A 15,518-nucleotide genomic window follows, 5' to 3' on the forward strand; every position below is an offset into this window, starting at 1 on the left:
ACGCAGGCTTTATGCCCAATCATGTTCGCCATCGTCACCGGTGGGAATCTTCATGTCCAGATTTATGCTGCTGCTCGCTTGCGCAACGACACTTGCGGGCTGCGATGCCTTCAGCACGGTGACGGAGGGGCTCAAGCAATCGAAAGCGGTGGAAACCGACCTCGAACAATCGACCGGCGTCAAGCCGGCGGTGGGCTTCAATTGGCACAATGGGCGGCTGGTGGTGGTGACGGTCCAATTCCCGCGTCCCTACGAAGACAAGCCGTTGAACGAGCTCGCCGGACTTGTCCGCGAATCCGTCACCACGGAATTCAAGCAGACGCCGGAGCGCATCGTCGTCGCCTTCGTGCTCGGCAAGTGAGGCCGCCGCGACCGAAGCCCCGCGAAGCCGGGGATCGGGGTGCGTACTCATAAATCATGCCCGCTTCGCTTCCCGCCTATTGTCCGTCCACGGAGAAGGCGAGCAGCATGTTGCCGGGCGCGGTACCATAATTTGTGTAGCCCGAGTTGACGTAGAGGATGCCCCCGGCGATCACCGGTCCCGGTCCATCGAGCGAGCCGCCATGCGCCGACACGCCGTTGACGGTCGCATAGTCCCGCATGGTGTCGACGTCCCAGATGATCTCGCCGTTCTTGGCGGCATAGGCCCGCAGGTGGCCGTCCAGTCCGCCGGAGAACACCACACCAGGAATCGCGGTGACCGCAGCGGACTGCGCAGGGCTGCATCCCGGCCGATCTCCGCAGCCCGGATGTGCCGCGTGCCAGACGATCTCGCCCGTCGCCTGGTTCATCGCGTACAGCCCGCCGCCCTGACTTGGATCGAGCTTCATGGGTGTCCCAAAGACCGATTTTTGCGCGCCGGCCGTGTCCGGCGGCACGGCCTTCAGGCCGACATCGGACACCGCGACATAGACGTTCGCATCGTCCGCAGCCGAGCCCCATTGCACGCCGCCGAGCGTGCTGCCGAGTCCCACCCGGCGCTGCCAGATGACGGCACCATCGCGGTCCGGATCGACCGCGTACACCATGCCGGATTTCTGGCCGGCAACGAGCGCACGACGTCCGTCAGGTAGATCGACCAGGATCGGAGAGGAGCCGAAATCGAAATCGGGACCCTTGGTGCCGGGGCAGTTAGCGCGATACTGGCTGCCGCACGCGACGTTGTAGGCATCACCCTCGGTCATCTGCCGCGACCAGGCGAGCCGTCCGGTGCCCAGATCGAAGGCCACAAACGCGTCGGAGGTCGTGGACGCCGGGTCCAGGTAACTGTCGCCCGTCGTCGCATAGATCCGGTTTGTCTTGAGGTCGATGGTCGGCGACGACCAGATCGCACCGCCAGAGGGTCCGAAGAGCTGGACACCGATCTCGTTGAGGCGGATTGGCTGGGCCGGCGGGCTGACATAGCCGCGCCACAGCACCTCGCCGGTCCTGGCGTCGAGCGCGGCAATCAGACCGCGGAAGGTGCAGCAAGGATAGCGTGGATCGATCGCCAACACTTCTTCGATGGAGGAGACCGGCACATAGAGCACATTATTGGCCAATGTCGGCGCGCCCGTGATCAGGGCCCCCGCATGCGCATCGACACGTCTCCTCCACAGCAGCTTCCCGCTCTCGGCATCGAGCGCATAAGCTTCGCCGCGTTGATCGCCGAAATAAGCGGTCGTGCCCCGCTCATCCTCACCGATGGTGATCGCGGTGCGTACGCCGAAGCCGGCGTCGAACACCCAGCGCTGGCAGCCGAGTCTGGCATCCAGCGCATAGACCTTGCCCCCCGCGCTGCCCACGAAGACCCGGCCGCCCCAAACCGTCGGCTGCGCGTAGGCTCTGGTATCGCCGGGAAAGCCGAACGCCCATTTGAGCTTCAGGCGCGGAACATCGTCCGGCGAAAGCTGGGCCATGACAGCGGGTTGAAACCGGTGTTGAGCGATGTCGACGCCCCAGCCGTTCCAGCGCGGCAACGAAGCGTCCGCAAGCGCGGGGCCCCGCTCACCGCACGTGGAATCCGGTAGTGGCTGCTGCTGCTCCGATGGTGTCCCGACGAGATAGCGAACGATGTCCTGAATTTCCTGTTGGCTCAGGTCGCGCCCCTGCTGGCTCATCATGCCGAACATCAAGGCAAAGCTCATCCGCTCGGGCCTGAATTGCCGCAGCGCTTTGGCGTCAGGCGCGCGTGCCACGCCACCCTCGTGACACGACGAGCAGCGCGTGCGGTAGAGCGTCTCGCCACGCGAGCTTGGGGCCTCCTCCGCATGATCCGGAAGCACGCCAGTGAGCAATATGCCCACTGCAAGCAGGAGACGTGCGAAGAGCGTGTATCCAGAGCGGTGCCTGCCCGTACTCGTCATTCTCGCCATCCTCGCATAAACGAAGCGTGCTTTGGCAACAGAAGATCGGCGCGCGCGGTCGTCAACGCGTACCACGAATAAACAACCAAAGCGAGCTTCGGGGCCAGGTTACCGGTGGCTGGCCATCGGGATCAAACAATGTCGCCCGGTTGCGATGCGCCATGACAGGCTCGCCGCCAACTATCTTGCCTTCGTTCAGCTCGCGGCAATCAGGCTAAGGCTGCGTCTTGATCAGTCCACGTCCCAGGGCAACCTCTGCCGGTGCCCGGAGCCGCAAGGCAGGCGATTTGATCTGGCTTGAATCCATCGCGGGCGTTAAGACTTGCCTCACCACAGGGAGGGCGAACCATGCTTCGAGGTCTTCGTATTGGAGGTTTTGCAATCGCGGCATGTCTGACGGTCGCGGCGGCGATGCCGGTGCATGAAGCGGCGGCCCAGGATGCCCTCGGCGGCGCGATCATCGGCGGTGTCGGCGGGGCGATCCTCGGGGGCGCGCTTGGCGGCGGCCGCGGCGCGGCAATCGGCGCCGTCGTCGGTGCCGGCACGGGCGCCGCCATCGCCTCCGAGGGCGAGCGCCGCCGCTCCGGCTATTACGCCTATCAGCGCGGCTGCTACATGCAGCGCCCCGACGGCTATTACGTCCGGGTCGATGCCCGCTATTGCTATTAAGGCTCGAGCGCTCGCGCTTTAACTCTTCGCGTCCGCCGGCATGATCTGGAGCAGCGGCTCCGGCTGGATCGAGATTTGCCCGGCGAACGGCCGGTCGTGGGCGGCGATCAGCAGCACCGAGGTGGCGACGCCGGTCGCGAACAGGCCCATCGCGATCGCCGATCCCAGGCGATTGTCGCAATGAACGAGCCCGATCACCAGCAGCGCGCAGGCCGCCTGGAGATACAGGCACCACCATTTGACCGGGTTGACCGCGGCGAGGCTGACGATGATCCGCTGCCGCCGCGCATCCAGCGCCTGCTCCAGCGCGGCGATCAGCTCGCGCTGCACGTTCGCCTGCCCCGTACCCTGAGGCGTCATGGCGACGACGAGCTGCAGGGCTTCCGCGAGCGCCGGCGGCGTCACCTTCAGCGAGGCCTGCTGATGCGCCATCAACGGCCATTCCACCGTCACCGCCTGCCCGACATAGTCGCGCACGAGGCCGCGCAGCCTGGTCTCCTGCTCCGCCGGCAGGCCGGCGGACAGCAGCACGACGCTGCGCAGCGCGCTGGCCTCGCGGCTCACCGCGGCGCTGGCGCGGTCGCTGTCGCCCCAGACCTGCGCTGCGGTAAAGGCAACGAACAGGCCGAAGATGATGCCGAGCACCGGCAGCATCCCCGGCGAGATCGCCTTCAGCGATTTGGCGCGCTCCTCCGTCGCAGCCAGCGCGATGCCTGCGAAGATCGCCGCGGCCAGAGAAAAGGTGAACCCAAAGATCACCAGCGCCATCACGGGCACCGGCAGATTGTGCAGCCAGTCGCTCATGCCGTTCTTGTCGCCTGATTTGCGGCCCTAGATCAACCGCATTACGCGCAAACTGGCGTGGCCGCTTCCGCCGGCGATGATGTGATCGTACACGGCAATCCCGAGCGGCTTGGCGATGTCGATGATCGCCTTGGTCATCTCGAAGTCGGCCTGCGAGGGCGAGGGATCGCCACTGGGATGATTGTGCATGACACTATGCCTTCGTGCGTCACATTGAACACACGATCGATTTTCAAGTGCTGGTCGTAGCAGGGGACGTGGACAGGGGAGTGTAAGACGTGATCGATTGTGATGATCACGTTAGCACATGAAGGCGCCTGTATAAGCCATTTCACTCACGAGTGATCATCAGCGGACTTCAGCTCTCACCTCAAAGGACTAAACCATATCGAGGGAGAACGAGATGGTTACATACAGCCACGTCATTGTTGGGGCCGGGTCCGCTGGCTGCACGCTGGCCAGCCGTCTGACAGAGGACCCCGACACGCGCGTGCTTCTGCTGGAAGCCGGTGGCTGGGATCGTGATCTGCATATCCACGTCCCGCTGCTGTGGCCGCGGATGTTTCTCAAGCAGCGGAACGACTGGGGCTTCTTCACCGAGCCCGAAGCGAGCATGGGCGGCCGGCACATCGAGTTCGCGCGCGGCAAGGTCATCGGCGGTTCATCTTCGACCAACGCCATGGCCTATGTGCGTGGCCATCGCAGCGACTATGACCGGTGGGCGTCGGCCGGGCTTCCCGACTGGTCCTATGCGCACGTCCTTCCCTATTTCCGGCGGCAGGAGTCATGGGAAGGAGGTGCCGACGCCTGGCGCGGCGGCGACGGCCCGCTCACCACGCGCTTCTGCCGCTACCAGGATCCTCTCGTGGACGCCTTCATGGCGGCGGGAGAAGCAGCCGGCCATCCGGCCACACCGGACTACAACGGCGCACAACAGGAAGGCTTCGGCCGCTGGCAATCGACCATCCGCCGTGGACGGAGATGCAGCGCGGCCGTTGCCTATCTGCGGCCGGCGCTGCGGCGCGGCCGGATCGACATCGTCACGGGTGCCCGGGCAAGCTCCATGATCTTCGAGGGCCGACGCGCGGTCGGCGTCGAGTACCTGCACGGCGGCAGGACGCAGACAGCTCATGCCGATCGCGAGATCATCCTTGCCGCCGGCGTCATCGGTTCGCCGCATCTGTTGATGCTGTCGGGCATTGGCGATCCCGACGTTCTTCGGCGCCACGACATTCCGGTCCGCATGGTGCTGCGCGGCGTCGGACAGAACTTGCAGGACCACATCTCCGCGCCGGTCGCCTATGCTCGACGCGGCGCCGGTCCGTTGCACAGACGCATGCGCGCCGACCGGATCGCGATCGATCTGGTGCGGCAACAGCTGTTCGGCACCGGCATCGCGAGCGACCTGCCCGCGGCCGCCATGGCGTTCCTGAACACCGGGGTCGGCGGCGACGTGCCGGATGTGCAGTTCCTGTTCGTCGCGCTTCCCATGACGGCCGGACCCTACTTCAGCCCGGTCGTGCAGCCCTACGCCGACGGCTTCTCCTGCCGGGTCGTCCTGCTCAGGCCGGAGAGTCGGGGGCATCTGGACCTCGTTTCGCGCGATCCATCAGCCGCCCCACGGATCGTCGGCAACTATCTTGCGACTGATCACGACCGCATCGTCCTGCGCCAGGGCCTGCGGCTGGCGCGCGACGTCGGGCATCAGCTTGCGATGAAACCGTTCATTGCCGCCGAACTGGCGCCGGGCCCGGACAGCTGGTCGGACTCCGGGCTCGACGCCCATATCGCGGCCACGGGGATCACCGTCCATCACCCGCTCGGCACCTGCCGCATGGGACCGGAAAGCGATGGAATGGCCGTTGTTGACAGCGAGTTGCGCGTTCATGGGGTTGAGAACCTCTGCGTTGTCGACGCATCGGTCATGCCGGACTTGATTGGCGGTAACATCAACGCAGCAGTCATCATGATCGCGGAAAGGGCTTCTGATGTCTTGCGAGGCAGGCCAGTCCTCGCTCCAACGCCCGGTTGTTGAGGGACGCTCTCCAATCGCGTCGTTCTGCGAGGTTCGCGGTCAGGTTCGCTTGAGTTAGCCCCAAAGTTAGTCCCAAGATTAGCCCCAAGCGTCGACGGCATTCAAATCAGCCGCATCCCGCGCAGGCTCGCATGCCCGCTTCTGCCGACGATGATGTGATCGTGCACGGCAATCCCGAGCGGCTTGGCGATTTCGATGATCGCCTTGGTCATCTGGATGTCGGCCTGCGAGGGCGAGGGATCGCCGCTGGGATGATTGTGCACGAGGATCAAGGCGGTTGCCGACAATTCCAGTGCGCGCTTGATCACCTCGCGCGGATAGACCGGGGTGTGATCGACTGTGCCGGTCTGCTGCACCTCGTCGGCGATCAGCTGGTTGCGCTTGTCGAGGAAGAGCAGGCGGAATTGCTCCTTGTCGGCAAAGGCCATGCTGGTGCGGCAATAGTCGATCACCTCGTTCCAGGACGACAGCGCGTTGCGGCTGTTGACCTCGCCCTTGGCGACGCGGTGCGCCGCCGCGGCGATCAGCTTGAGCTGGTTGATCGCAGCTTCGCCGACGCCGTCGACCTCGCGCAGGCGCGCCACCGGCGCGTGCACGACCTCGGCGAACGAGCCGAACGTCTTGATCAGCGTCTTCGCAAGCGGCTTGGTGTCGCGTCGCGGCAGCGCCGCAAACAGCGCCATCTCCAGGAGCTCGTAGTCGCTGAGCGCGTCCGCGCCGGCGCTATAGAAACGCTCGCGCAGCCGCTCGCGATGGCCGTGATAATGCGGCGCATCCTCCGGCTTGCTCTTGTCGTGGTCTGGCTTGGCGGGCATCGGGCCCGGAGCATCGCCGCGGATCGCCGTTTTTGCAACCTTCAATTGCCCCGGCTGGTCCGTGCCGATGGCGGCAACGTGATGGCGACGACGCCGGCGAGGATCAATACCATTCCGGCCATGCTCGACAGGGTGAAGCGCTCGCCGAGCCATGCCGTGCCCAGCGCCACCGCAAATCCCGCGCGCAGATAGCTGCCGCTGGTGGTGCCGAGTGGGCCAAGCGTGCGGATCAGGCGGAAATAGATCACCATCGCGAGCGCGGTGCAGACAATGGCGAGGACGATGACGGCCGCGACCGCCTGCGACGTCGGCGCGAGCGTCCAGGGCCGCTCGAGGATGAGTGCGGCGGGAACCATCGGGATCGCGGCACAGCTCATGGCGCCGGCGGCTGTGACGATGGCGGGAAGCTTCGAGAACCGCTGGCCCCACATCGGTGCGAGTGCGTAGCAGAGGCTGGCGCCGAGCACGGCTGCCTGCGCCAGCGGCGCCGTCGTGCTGACCCCGGAAAGCGCATCGGTGCCGATCGAAAGCGCGACGCCCGCAAGGCCGAGCGCGACGCCGATGATCTTCCGCCTGGTGACGGCCTGCCGCCCGCGTCCGGTGGTGATCGCGATCGCAAGCACGAACATCGGCGGGGTGGCATTGAGCACCCCGGCAAGACCGCTCGGAATGGAGACCTCGCCCCAGCTGATCAGGGTGAAAGGCAATGCGCTTTGCAGCAGCCCTTGCACGAAGAAGGCCGCCCAGACCGACCTCTGGCGGGGAAGGGCGTGTCCCTGTGCGATGGCGAGCAGCAGGAGAAGCATGGCCGCGATCGTCACGCGCACGGCAACCATCGTGAACGGCGGAATCGTGGGCACCGCGACCTTGATCAGCGTGAAGGAGCTACCCCAGATCAGCGAGAGCAGCAGCAGAAGCCCGATCTCGACTACGAGAGTGATTTGTCCTGACGTCGTTCGTTGCGCCTGCGTGCTCATGCGAATCTTCTCCGGATAGACCGGGACCATGATCCGGCGCGCCGGCGCAGGCTGGCTGAATTCGGACCTCATCGCCCGACCGAGTCCGATTTCAGCTACCCGGCGAAGTCAGATGAATTATCATTTCATCATGGCGAAGGTTTCCGCGCAGCCACCGGCGCTACCACCGCATCTCGATTGGGCGACCTGCGACCGGGCGCGCCTCGCGCGGGCGCGTGCCTTCGATGGCCTGTTCTTTTCCGGCGTTCGGTCGACGAAGATCTACTGCCGCCCGGTCTGTCCGGTTCGCCCGGCGCGCTCGAAGAACGTCACCTTCTATGCGACCGCGGCGGCCGCAGAGCGGGCCGGCTTCCGCCCGTGCCTGCGCTGCCGGCCGGAAACGGCACCGGGCTCGCCCGCCTGGATGGGCACGGCCACCACCGTCGCGCGCGGCATGCGCCTGATCAATGACGGTTTTCTGGATCGCGCCACTGCCGCGGAGCTGGCCGAAGCGCTTGGCGTCGGGCCGCGCCATTTGCTGCGCCTGTTCCTGCGCCATGCCGGCGCCAGCCCGAGCGAGATCGCGGCGACGCGGCGCGTGCAGGAGGCGAAGCGCCTGATCGATCAGACCGAGATGACGTTGGCGGAGATTGCCTTTGCGGCGGGCTTCGGCAGCGTTCGCCGCTTCAACGACGCCTTTGCCGCGACCTACAAGCGGGCGCCATCGTCGTTCCGCCGGCGCCGCTAGGCGGCCATCACCCGATCTGCTTCTCGCCGTGCCGCTCCGACAGCGTGAAGATCTCGACGCCGGTGGCGGTGACGCCGACCGAATGCTCGAACTGCGCCGACAGCGAGCGGTCGCGGGTCACGGCAGTCCAGCCGTCGGACAGGATCTTCACATGCGGCTTGCCGAGATTGATCATCGGCTCGATGGTGAAGAACATGCCGGGCTTGAGCTGCACGCCTTCGCCGGGCCGGCCGATATGGATGATGTTCGGCTCGTCGTGGAACATGCGCCCGAGGCCGTGGCCGCAGAAATCGCGCACCACGCTCATGCCCTGCGGCTCGACAAAGCTCTGGATGGCGTGGCCGATGTCGCCGGTGGTGGCGCCGGGTTTCACCGCCGCGATGCCGCGCATCATCGCCTCATACGTCACCTCGATCAGCCGCTCCGCCTTGCGCGCGATCGGGCCGACCGCATACATCCGGCTGGAATCGCCGTACCAGCCGTCGACGATGAAGGTGACGTCGATGTTGACGATGTCGCCCTCTTTCAGCGGACGGTCGCCGGGCATGCCGTGGCAGACCACGTGGTTCAGCGAGGTGCAGGTCGAGTAGCGATAGCCGCGATACATCAGCGTCGCCGGATAGGCGCCGTGGCTGAAGGCGAAGTCGCGGACGAATTCGTCGATGACAGAGGTCGGCACGCCGGGGGCGACGATGTCGGTGAGCTCGTCGAGGCACTTTGCCACCAGCGCTCCCGCCTTGCGCATGCCGGCAAAGGCGGCAGGCCCATGCAGCTTGATCTGTCCGGTCTTACGCAGGGAGGTATCGGTGGCTTCGACGTAGCTCATGCTTGTGCGGTCTTCTGGGCTGAATCTCGATGTCGGCGGAAAGGCTTGATTTCATGTCCTAACTTAATGATTGCCGGCGTTCATGCAAGCCGAGCATGCAGCATGCGCCCGAAAGCGGGCCTAATTTGGGACTTCTACGGTGGTTTCGACCGGCAGGGCGCCGCCGCGGACGCGGATTTCGCGGACAGGGTAGGGAACTCGGATGCCCTCGCGCTTGAAGGCCTCCCACAGCGCGAGCATGACGTCGCTCTTGACGTTGTCCATGCCGTCGGGGTCGGCGATCCAGAAGGTCAGCGAGAACTTCATCCCGGCCTCGGCGAATTCGGTCAAGATGCTGTTCGGCGGCTTGCCCTTCGTCGCGCGCGGATGGGCGGCGGCGGTCTCGGCGGCGAGCTTGGTGACCAAGCGCGGGTCGGCATCGTAATTGGTGCCGAAGGCGATCTTCACCAGCGTGTTCTTGTCGGTATAGGTCCAGTTGACGACCTTCTGCGTCACCAGGTCCTCGTTCGGCACCAGGAATTCGCGGCCGTCGCCGGCGGCGACGGAAATATAGCGCGTCTTCATCGCGCTGATGCGCCCGGTGTTGTCGCCGATGGTGACGAGGTCGCCCGGCTTCACCGATTTGTCGGCGAGCAGGATGATCCCCGAGATGAAATTGGCGACGATCTTCTGCAGGCCGATACCGATGCCGACGCCGACCGCGCCGGAGAAGACCGCGAGCGCCGAGAGGTCGATGCCGACGGCGCCGAGCGCGATCACGATGGCGACGGCAAGAAGCCCGATGCGGATGATCTTGACCAGCAGCACCTGCACCGACGGCGTCAGGTCGGTGGTCGAGTTGATCCGGCTCTCGGCGAAATTGCTCGCGATGTTGGTGGCCCACAGCGCGATCAGCAGCAGCGCGCCGGCCTTGATCACCAATAGCGGCGTCAGCCTGAGGCCGCCGAGCACGATGGCGAAGGAATCGAGCAGATCGACCGTCGAATCGAGCTGGCCGATGATGGACAGCGCCGCGACGAACCAGGCGGTGATCGAGACCAGCTTGACGATGAAGGCGTTGCGCAGGACCGAGGTCACCAGCCGGATCACGAGCCAGGCCAGCCCCATCTTGGCGGCTACCATCAGGAGATAGCTGCGGCTAGGCCAGGTCGCATGGTACATCACGACGCGGGAAATGATCACGAGCAGGGTGAACACCGCCGTCGAGGCGCTCGACATCATCACCCGCGAGAAGTGCCGGAGCGGCAGCGGCCAGCCCATCGCCAGCGATGTCATGTCGACGCGATTGCGAATGCCGGCTTCGGCGGCATAGGCGAGGCCGGCTGCCGCGAGAATGAGACCAAATTGCAGGTAGAACCAGGGTGAGGAAATCTCCGCCCCGACGCTGCGCGCGGTCGTCTGCACGAACTCCATGAAGTCTTTGAGGTCCATGTCCATAGGTCTCGTCGGAAGGCGGGGAGAGGATTGATTCGAGGGTGCCGCAGAATCCCACAAAGGGTGCGGCCGGGCCATCGATACACCGTGAAGTGAAGCGCGTTAAGGCAGCAAAATACGGGCACATTGCCGCGAGTAGCGAAAATGGGTTGGCGTGGGGGAATGCCGACGATAAGGATGCAAATCCAGCGATTTGTACCCGGAAGGTGGATGGCCTCCCTCGACTCCTTCAGCCTCGCCATTTTGCTCGGCGCCGTCCTGGTGATGGCCGGTATCCTGTCGAGCCTGCTCGCGCTGCGCTTCGGCGCGCCCCTGCTGCTCGTCTTCCTTGCCATCGGCATGCTCGCCGGGGATTCCGGCCCCGGGCAGATCCAGTTCAACGACGTCGGCACCACCTATCTGGTCGGCTCGGTGGCCCTCGCTTTGATCCTGTTCGACGGCGGCCTGAAGACGCGCTTTGCCAGCATCCGCACCGTGCTCGCCCCGTCCCTTGTGCTCGCCACCGTCGGCGTGCTCCTGACCGCGCTGGTCACGGCGCCGTTCGCGAAATTCGCGCTCGATCTCAACTGGGCGGAATCGCTGCTGGTCGGCGCCGTGGTCGCCTCGACCGACGCCGCCGCGGTGTTCCTGCTGGTGCACACCCAGGGCCTGCGCCTGCGCCCGCGCGTCGGCGCGACGCTGGAGGCGGAATCCGGCACCAACGATCCCTTCGCGATCTTCCTCACCCTGATGCTGGTCGAATACATCTCGCTCGGCTCGAGCTCGCCCGGCCATGTGTTCATGGAGTTCGTGCAGGAGGCGGCGCTGGGCGCTGTGGTCGGCGTCATCGGCGGGCGCCTCGTCGTCATCGCGCTGAACCAGGTGGCGCTGCCGCAGGGCCTGCATGCGCCGTTCGTCACCACCGGCGCGCTGGTGATCTTCGGCGGCTCGCAGATCATGCACGCCTCCGGCTTCCTCGCGGTCTATCTCGCCGGCATCATCATCGGCAACCGGCCGACCCGCGCGCATAATTCGGTGGTGACCTTCCTCGATGCCGCGACCTGGCTGGCGCAGATCGTGATGTTCGTGCTGCTTGGCCTTTTGGTCTCGCCGATCCGGCTCGGCGCCAGCGTGCTGCCGGCCGTTGCCGTCGCGCTGGTGCTGATGCTGGTGGCGCGGCCGCTCGCGGTGTTCGTGTGCCTCGCGCCATTCCGCTTCAACTGGCGCGAGAAGATCTTCATCGCCTGGACCGGCCTGCGCGGCGCGGTCGCGATCTTCCTGGCCTCGATCCCGATGCTGGTCGGCCTGTCGAAGGCCTATCTCTATTTCGACGTCGCCTTCGTCGTCGTGATCATCTCGCTGCTGCTGCAGGGCTGGACGCTTGCGCCGGCCGCGCGCAAGCTGCACGTTGCGCTGCCGCGCGCCGAGCGCGGCCCGCGCCGTGTCGAGCTCGACCTGCCCGGCCAGCTCGAGCAGCAGCTCGTCGGCTATCCGGTGCGATCCAAGAGCCTCTATTTCCGCCGTGGCCTGATCCCGTCCTGGTCCAAGCCGACGCTGGTGATCCGCAACGAGAACATCCTGACGCCGACGGAGGCCGATCCGATCGCGCCCGGCGACTACATCTACCTGCTGGCGCCGCCGGAAAAGGCCGAAGCGCTCGACCGCTTCTTCGTCGACATGCAGCCGAGCTCGGCGCCGGATCCGCATCTGCTCGGCGACTTCATGGTGTCGGCCGAGCATACGCTGGCCGAGCTCGCCGAGATCTACGGCGTGAAGGTGAGCGATGACGAGAGCAAGCTGACGCTCGCCGACTTTTTCGACGTCCATCTCGACCGCGCGCCGAAGGAGGGCGCCGAGCTGCCGCTGGACGCGATCGTGCTGGTCGCGCGCAGCATCTCCGGCGGCCGCGTCAATGTCGTAGGCCTGCGCTTGCCCGAAGACGAGGAGCCGCCCGCGCCGCTGACGCGCCGGCAGGCGCTGCGCCGCAAGCTGGCGGATGTGTGGACCTCGGTCGCGGGGGTCTGACCTCTCCGTCATTCCGGGCTCGCCCTTCGGGCGCCCCGGAATGACGAGAAACCGCCACCAGATCGCCGCAACCGCCGAAGATTTGCGCGCCTTCGTGACCGCTGGTTCCGGAACGCTCCGCTGCGTTGCCCGTTCTTCGCGTGACGGTCAACGTCTTTGACAGGAGCAGTTCCATGCGAAGTTTCATCTTGCCTGCCATCGTCGCGATCGGTCTCGGATCGGCTGCGCCGGCGATGGCCTATGACACCGGCGACCAGATCTCGATGCAAGTCGCGCTCGATGTCGCGACGGACATCGGCGTCACGACGGTCTCGCACACGAACTTCCTCGGCGATGAATGGCAGATCGAAGGCCGCGACCGCACCGGTCGCTGGATGGAGGTCGATGTCGATGCGCGGACCGGCGAGGTGCGCAACGTCGATCGCGGCTGGTAGACACACTACACCCCCGCTGTCATTGCCCGCGAAAGCGGGCAATCCAGTATTCCAGAGACGGTGCGTGGACACGGAGAAGCCGCGGCGTACTGGATGCCCGGTCAAGCCGGGGCATGACTGCGGTGGTTGAGGCGACGCTCACCAGCACACGCACGTCGCCTCACGTCAGCACCTTCACCCCGCCGAACGACGTCACGCGGCCCTGCTTCAGCATCACGATTTGCGTGGCGAGCTGGCGCAGCTCGGCGACGTCGTGGCTGACATAGACCATGGGGACATTGGCCTCGTCGCGCAGCCGCACCAGATAGGGCAGGATCTCGAGCTTGCGGCCCTCGTCGAGCGCACCGAGCGGTTCGTCGAGCAGCAGGAGGCGCGGCTTCGACAGCAGCGCGCGGCCGAGCGCGACGCGCTGGCGCTCGCCGCCGGAGAGCTTTCCGGGGCGGCGGTCGAGCAGCGCGCCGATGTCGAGCAGGTCGATGATGCGCTTGTGCTGGCCGGGATCAGGCGCAAGCCCGTTCATGCGACGGCCGTAGTCGAGATTCTGCGCGACGCTGAAATGCGGAAACAGCCGCGCGTCCTGGAACACATAGCCGATGCGGCGGCGATAGGTCGGCACATGGATGCCGGAAGCGGTGTCGTCGACGGTGTCGCCGTCGATCACGATGGTGCCGCGATCGGGCCGCAACAGCCCGGCGATCATGTTGACCAGCGAGCTCTTGCCGGCGCCGGAGGCGCCGAACAGGCCGATGACACGGCCCTCGCCGGCGAAGGATGCCGAGAGCGAGAATTCGCCGAGCTTCTTTTCGATGTCGACGCGCAGCATGGTCAATTCCCGTGCAGGCGCTGCGTCGCGCGGCGGGCGAACCATTCGGCGGCGATCAGCGCGCCGATCGCCAGCACGATCGAGACGATCACGAGCCGGGCCGCCGCGGCATCGCCGTCGGGCGTCTGGATCAGCGAATAGATCGCCGAGGAAATCGTCTGGGTCTCGCCGGGAATGTTGGAAACGAAGGTGATGGTCGCGCCGAACTCGCCGATCGCCTTGGCAAAGCCCAGCACCATGCCGGCGAGCACCCCGGGCAGCGCCAGCGGCAGCGTCACCGTGAAGAACACCTTCCACGGCGCGGCGCCGAGCGTCTCGGCGGCCTGCTCGAGCTTTCGGTCGATCGCCTCGATCGACAGCCGCATCGGCCGGACCAGCAGCGGAAACGACATCACGCCGCAGGCGAGCGCGGCGCCGGTCCAACGGAACGCGAACACGATGCCGAGATGATCGGCGAGGAAGCCGCCGACGAGGCCGCGGCGGCCGAAGGTGAGCAGCAGCAGATAGCCGGTGACGACAGGCGGCAGCACCAGCGGCAGATGCACGACGGCATCCAGCACCGACTTGCCCCAGAAATCCTTGCGGGCGAGCAGCCACGCCAGCGCAATGCCGAACGGCGTTGCGACCAGCGTGGCGATGACGGCGACCCTGAGCGAGAGCAGGATCGCCGTCCATTCGGCGGGCGAGATGTCGAGCATCAAGTCGTAATATCAGGTGGCAAAATCAAGCCGCAAAAATCAGGTTGTCGGATTGACCAGAAACTTGAAGCCGTATTTTTCCAGAATGGTCTTGGCGGGGGTCGAGCGGAGGAAGGCGAGATAATCATTCGTCTCCGGCTTCGCGGTCGTGGTCGCCGCGACCGGGTAGATGATCGCAGGGTGCGAGTCCGCCGGGAAGGTGCCGACGATCTTCACGCCGGGCTCGACCTTGGCGTCGGTGGAATAGACGATGCCGAGCGCGGCCTCGCCACGGGCGACCAGCGTCAGTGCGGCGCGCACGCTCTCGGCCATCGCGAATTTCGGCTCCGCGGCCTGCCAGGCGCCGAGCTTCTCCAGCGCGGCCTTGGCGTATTTGCCGACCGGCACCGACTTGACGTCGCCGGTCGCGATCTTGCCGTCGCCGGCGAGCTTGGCGAGATCAAAACCTTGCGCGATGGTGACGTTGTCGACCTTGGAATCCTTCGGCGCGATCAGCACGATGCTGTTGCCGAGCAGGTTGACCCTGGAAGGCTCGTTGATGGTCTTCTTGGAAGCCGCGTAGTCCATCCAGTCGGTATCGGCCGAGACGAACACGTCGGCCGGCGCGCCCTGCTCGATCTGCTTGGCGAGCACCGAGCTCGCGGCATAGGAGACGCTGAACTTGACGCCGGTCTTGGCGGTGTAGGCGGCATCGACCTCGTCGAGCGCGTTCTTCATCGAGGCCGCGGCGAACACGGTGATGGTCTTGTCCTCGGCGCTGGCAGGCGAGAGGCTCGCGCCCGCGAGGATGACGAAGGCGGTGAAAAGTCCGGCAATACGAATCATGGATGCGCTCCGTGCGAGCTCGCGCGCGCAGGCGCACGCGCAAATCTGGCGTTGGGTTAAGTCTGGTCGCGACGGGCGGAAGCGCTGTTCCACGCGTCCCCG

15 protein-coding genes and 1 pseudogene are annotated in these 15,518 nt (G+C 65.7%); 6 read left to right on the top strand and 10 right to left on the bottom strand.

Annotated features, from left to right (window positions below; all coding sequences use genetic code 11):
* Positions 1–52: 52 nt before the first annotated feature.
* Positions 53–361, top strand: coding sequence for a hypothetical protein (locus BRAGE_RS0141470; protein ID WP_027564226.1), 309 nt, complete (start codon positions 53–55; stop codon positions 359–361).
* 76 nt (positions 362–437) lie between these two features.
* Here BRAGE_RS0141470 and BRAGE_RS51030 read toward each other — a convergent pair whose 3' ends face one another.
* A complete protein-coding gene (locus tag BRAGE_RS51030) occupies positions 438–2,354 on the bottom strand; it encodes a PQQ-binding-like beta-propeller repeat protein (protein WP_108914704.1) in 1,917 nt (638 codons plus the stop codon).
* Between the two features lie 339 nt (positions 2,355–2,693).
* Here BRAGE_RS51030 and BRAGE_RS0141480 point away from each other — a divergent pair, with 339 nt between their 5' ends.
* Complete coding sequence (locus BRAGE_RS0141480; protein ID WP_027564227.1) at positions 2,694–3,014, top strand: hypothetical protein; 321 nt, start codon at positions 2,694–2,696, stop codon at positions 3,012–3,014.
* Between the two features lie 18 nt (positions 3,015–3,032).
* On the opposite strand, the gene BRAGE_RS0141485 is transcribed toward BRAGE_RS0141480, so the two are convergent.
* Together BRAGE_RS0141485 and BRAGE_RS53890 are read right to left on the bottom strand one after the other, a co-directional pair.
* Positions 3,033–3,818: a DUF4239 domain-containing protein gene (locus BRAGE_RS0141485; protein ID WP_027564228.1), complete on the bottom strand. Its 786-nt coding sequence runs from the start codon at positions 3,816–3,818 to the stop codon at positions 3,033–3,035.
* Between the two features lie 27 nt (positions 3,819–3,845).
* Positions 3,846–4,079 (bottom strand): annotated as a pseudogene (locus BRAGE_RS53890) (JAB domain-containing protein); the annotation flags it as partial.
* Between the two features lie 142 nt (positions 4,080–4,221).
* On the opposite strand from BRAGE_RS53890, the gene BRAGE_RS0141495 reads away from it, so the two are divergent.
* Positions 4,222–5,853, top strand: a complete 1,632-nt coding sequence (locus BRAGE_RS0141495; RefSeq protein WP_027564229.1) for a GMC family oxidoreductase — start codon at positions 4,222–4,224, stop codon at positions 5,851–5,853.
* A gap of 101 nt (positions 5,854–5,954) precedes the next feature.
* Here BRAGE_RS0141495 and radC read toward each other — a convergent pair whose 3' ends face one another.
* The gene (gene radC / locus BRAGE_RS0141500; RefSeq protein ID WP_027564230.1) at positions 5,955–6,668 is read right to left on the bottom strand and encodes a RadC family protein; all 714 of its coding nucleotides are present in this window, start codon (positions 6,666–6,668) and stop codon (positions 5,955–5,957) included.
* Between the two features lie 41 nt (positions 6,669–6,709).
* On the bottom strand, positions 6,710–7,717 hold the full coding sequence (locus BRAGE_RS0141505) for a DMT family transporter (RefSeq protein WP_231164166.1): 1,008 nt from the start codon (positions 7,715–7,717) through the stop codon (positions 6,710–6,712).
* Positions 7,718–7,757: 40 nt separating this feature from the next.
* Here BRAGE_RS0141505 and BRAGE_RS0141510 point away from each other — a divergent pair, with 40 nt between their 5' ends.
* Positions 7,758–8,372, top strand: coding sequence for an Ada metal-binding domain-containing protein (locus tag BRAGE_RS0141510; RefSeq protein WP_231164165.1), 615 nt, complete (start codon positions 7,758–7,760; stop codon positions 8,370–8,372).
* 7 nt (positions 8,373–8,379) lie between these two features.
* Here BRAGE_RS0141510 and map read toward each other — a convergent pair whose 3' ends face one another.
* Positions 8,380–9,198, bottom strand: a complete 819-nt coding sequence (gene map, locus BRAGE_RS0141515; protein WP_027564233.1) for a type I methionyl aminopeptidase — start codon at positions 9,196–9,198, stop codon at positions 8,380–8,382.
* A gap of 120 nt (positions 9,199–9,318) precedes the next feature.
* Positions 9,319–10,635: a mechanosensitive ion channel family protein gene (locus BRAGE_RS0141520; protein WP_028146497.1), complete on the bottom strand. Its 1,317-nt coding sequence runs from the start codon at positions 10,633–10,635 to the stop codon at positions 9,319–9,321.
* Between the two features lie 207 nt (positions 10,636–10,842).
* Between BRAGE_RS0141520 and BRAGE_RS0141525 the strand changes: the two genes are divergently transcribed.
* Positions 10,843–12,636, top strand: coding sequence for a potassium/proton antiporter (locus BRAGE_RS0141525; RefSeq protein ID WP_027564235.1), 1,794 nt, complete (start codon positions 10,843–10,845; stop codon positions 12,634–12,636).
* A 173-nt stretch (positions 12,637–12,809) separates the two neighbouring features.
* Positions 12,810–13,070: a PepSY domain-containing protein gene (locus BRAGE_RS0141530; protein ID WP_027564236.1), complete on the top strand. Its 261-nt coding sequence runs from the start codon at positions 12,810–12,812 to the stop codon at positions 13,068–13,070.
* A gap of 160 nt (positions 13,071–13,230) precedes the next feature.
* Here BRAGE_RS0141530 and modC read toward each other — a convergent pair whose 3' ends face one another.
* Genes modC through modA form a run of 3 tightly spaced genes read right to left on the bottom strand, consistent with a single transcriptional unit; the run spans position 13,231 to position 15,416 of the window.
* On the bottom strand, positions 13,231–13,893 hold the full coding sequence (gene modC, locus BRAGE_RS0141535) for a molybdenum ABC transporter ATP-binding protein (RefSeq protein WP_027564237.1): 663 nt from the start codon (positions 13,891–13,893) through the stop codon (positions 13,231–13,233).
* A gap of 2 nt (positions 13,894–13,895) precedes the next feature.
* Entirely contained in the window at positions 13,896–14,591 is a 696-nt protein-coding gene (gene modB / locus BRAGE_RS0141540; RefSeq protein ID WP_027564238.1) for a molybdate ABC transporter permease subunit, read from the bottom strand.
* Between the two features lie 39 nt (positions 14,592–14,630).
* The gene (gene modA, locus BRAGE_RS0141545; protein WP_027564239.1) at positions 14,631–15,416 is read right to left on the bottom strand and encodes a molybdate ABC transporter substrate-binding protein; all 786 of its coding nucleotides are present in this window, start codon (positions 15,414–15,416) and stop codon (positions 14,631–14,633) included.
* Positions 15,417–15,518 lie beyond the last annotated feature (102 nt).

This window comes from Bradyrhizobium genosp. SA-4 str. CB756 (assembly GCF_000473125.1).
In the GTDB taxonomy this organism is placed as follows: Bacteria; Pseudomonadota; Alphaproteobacteria; order Rhizobiales; family Xanthobacteraceae; genus Bradyrhizobium; species Bradyrhizobium arachidis.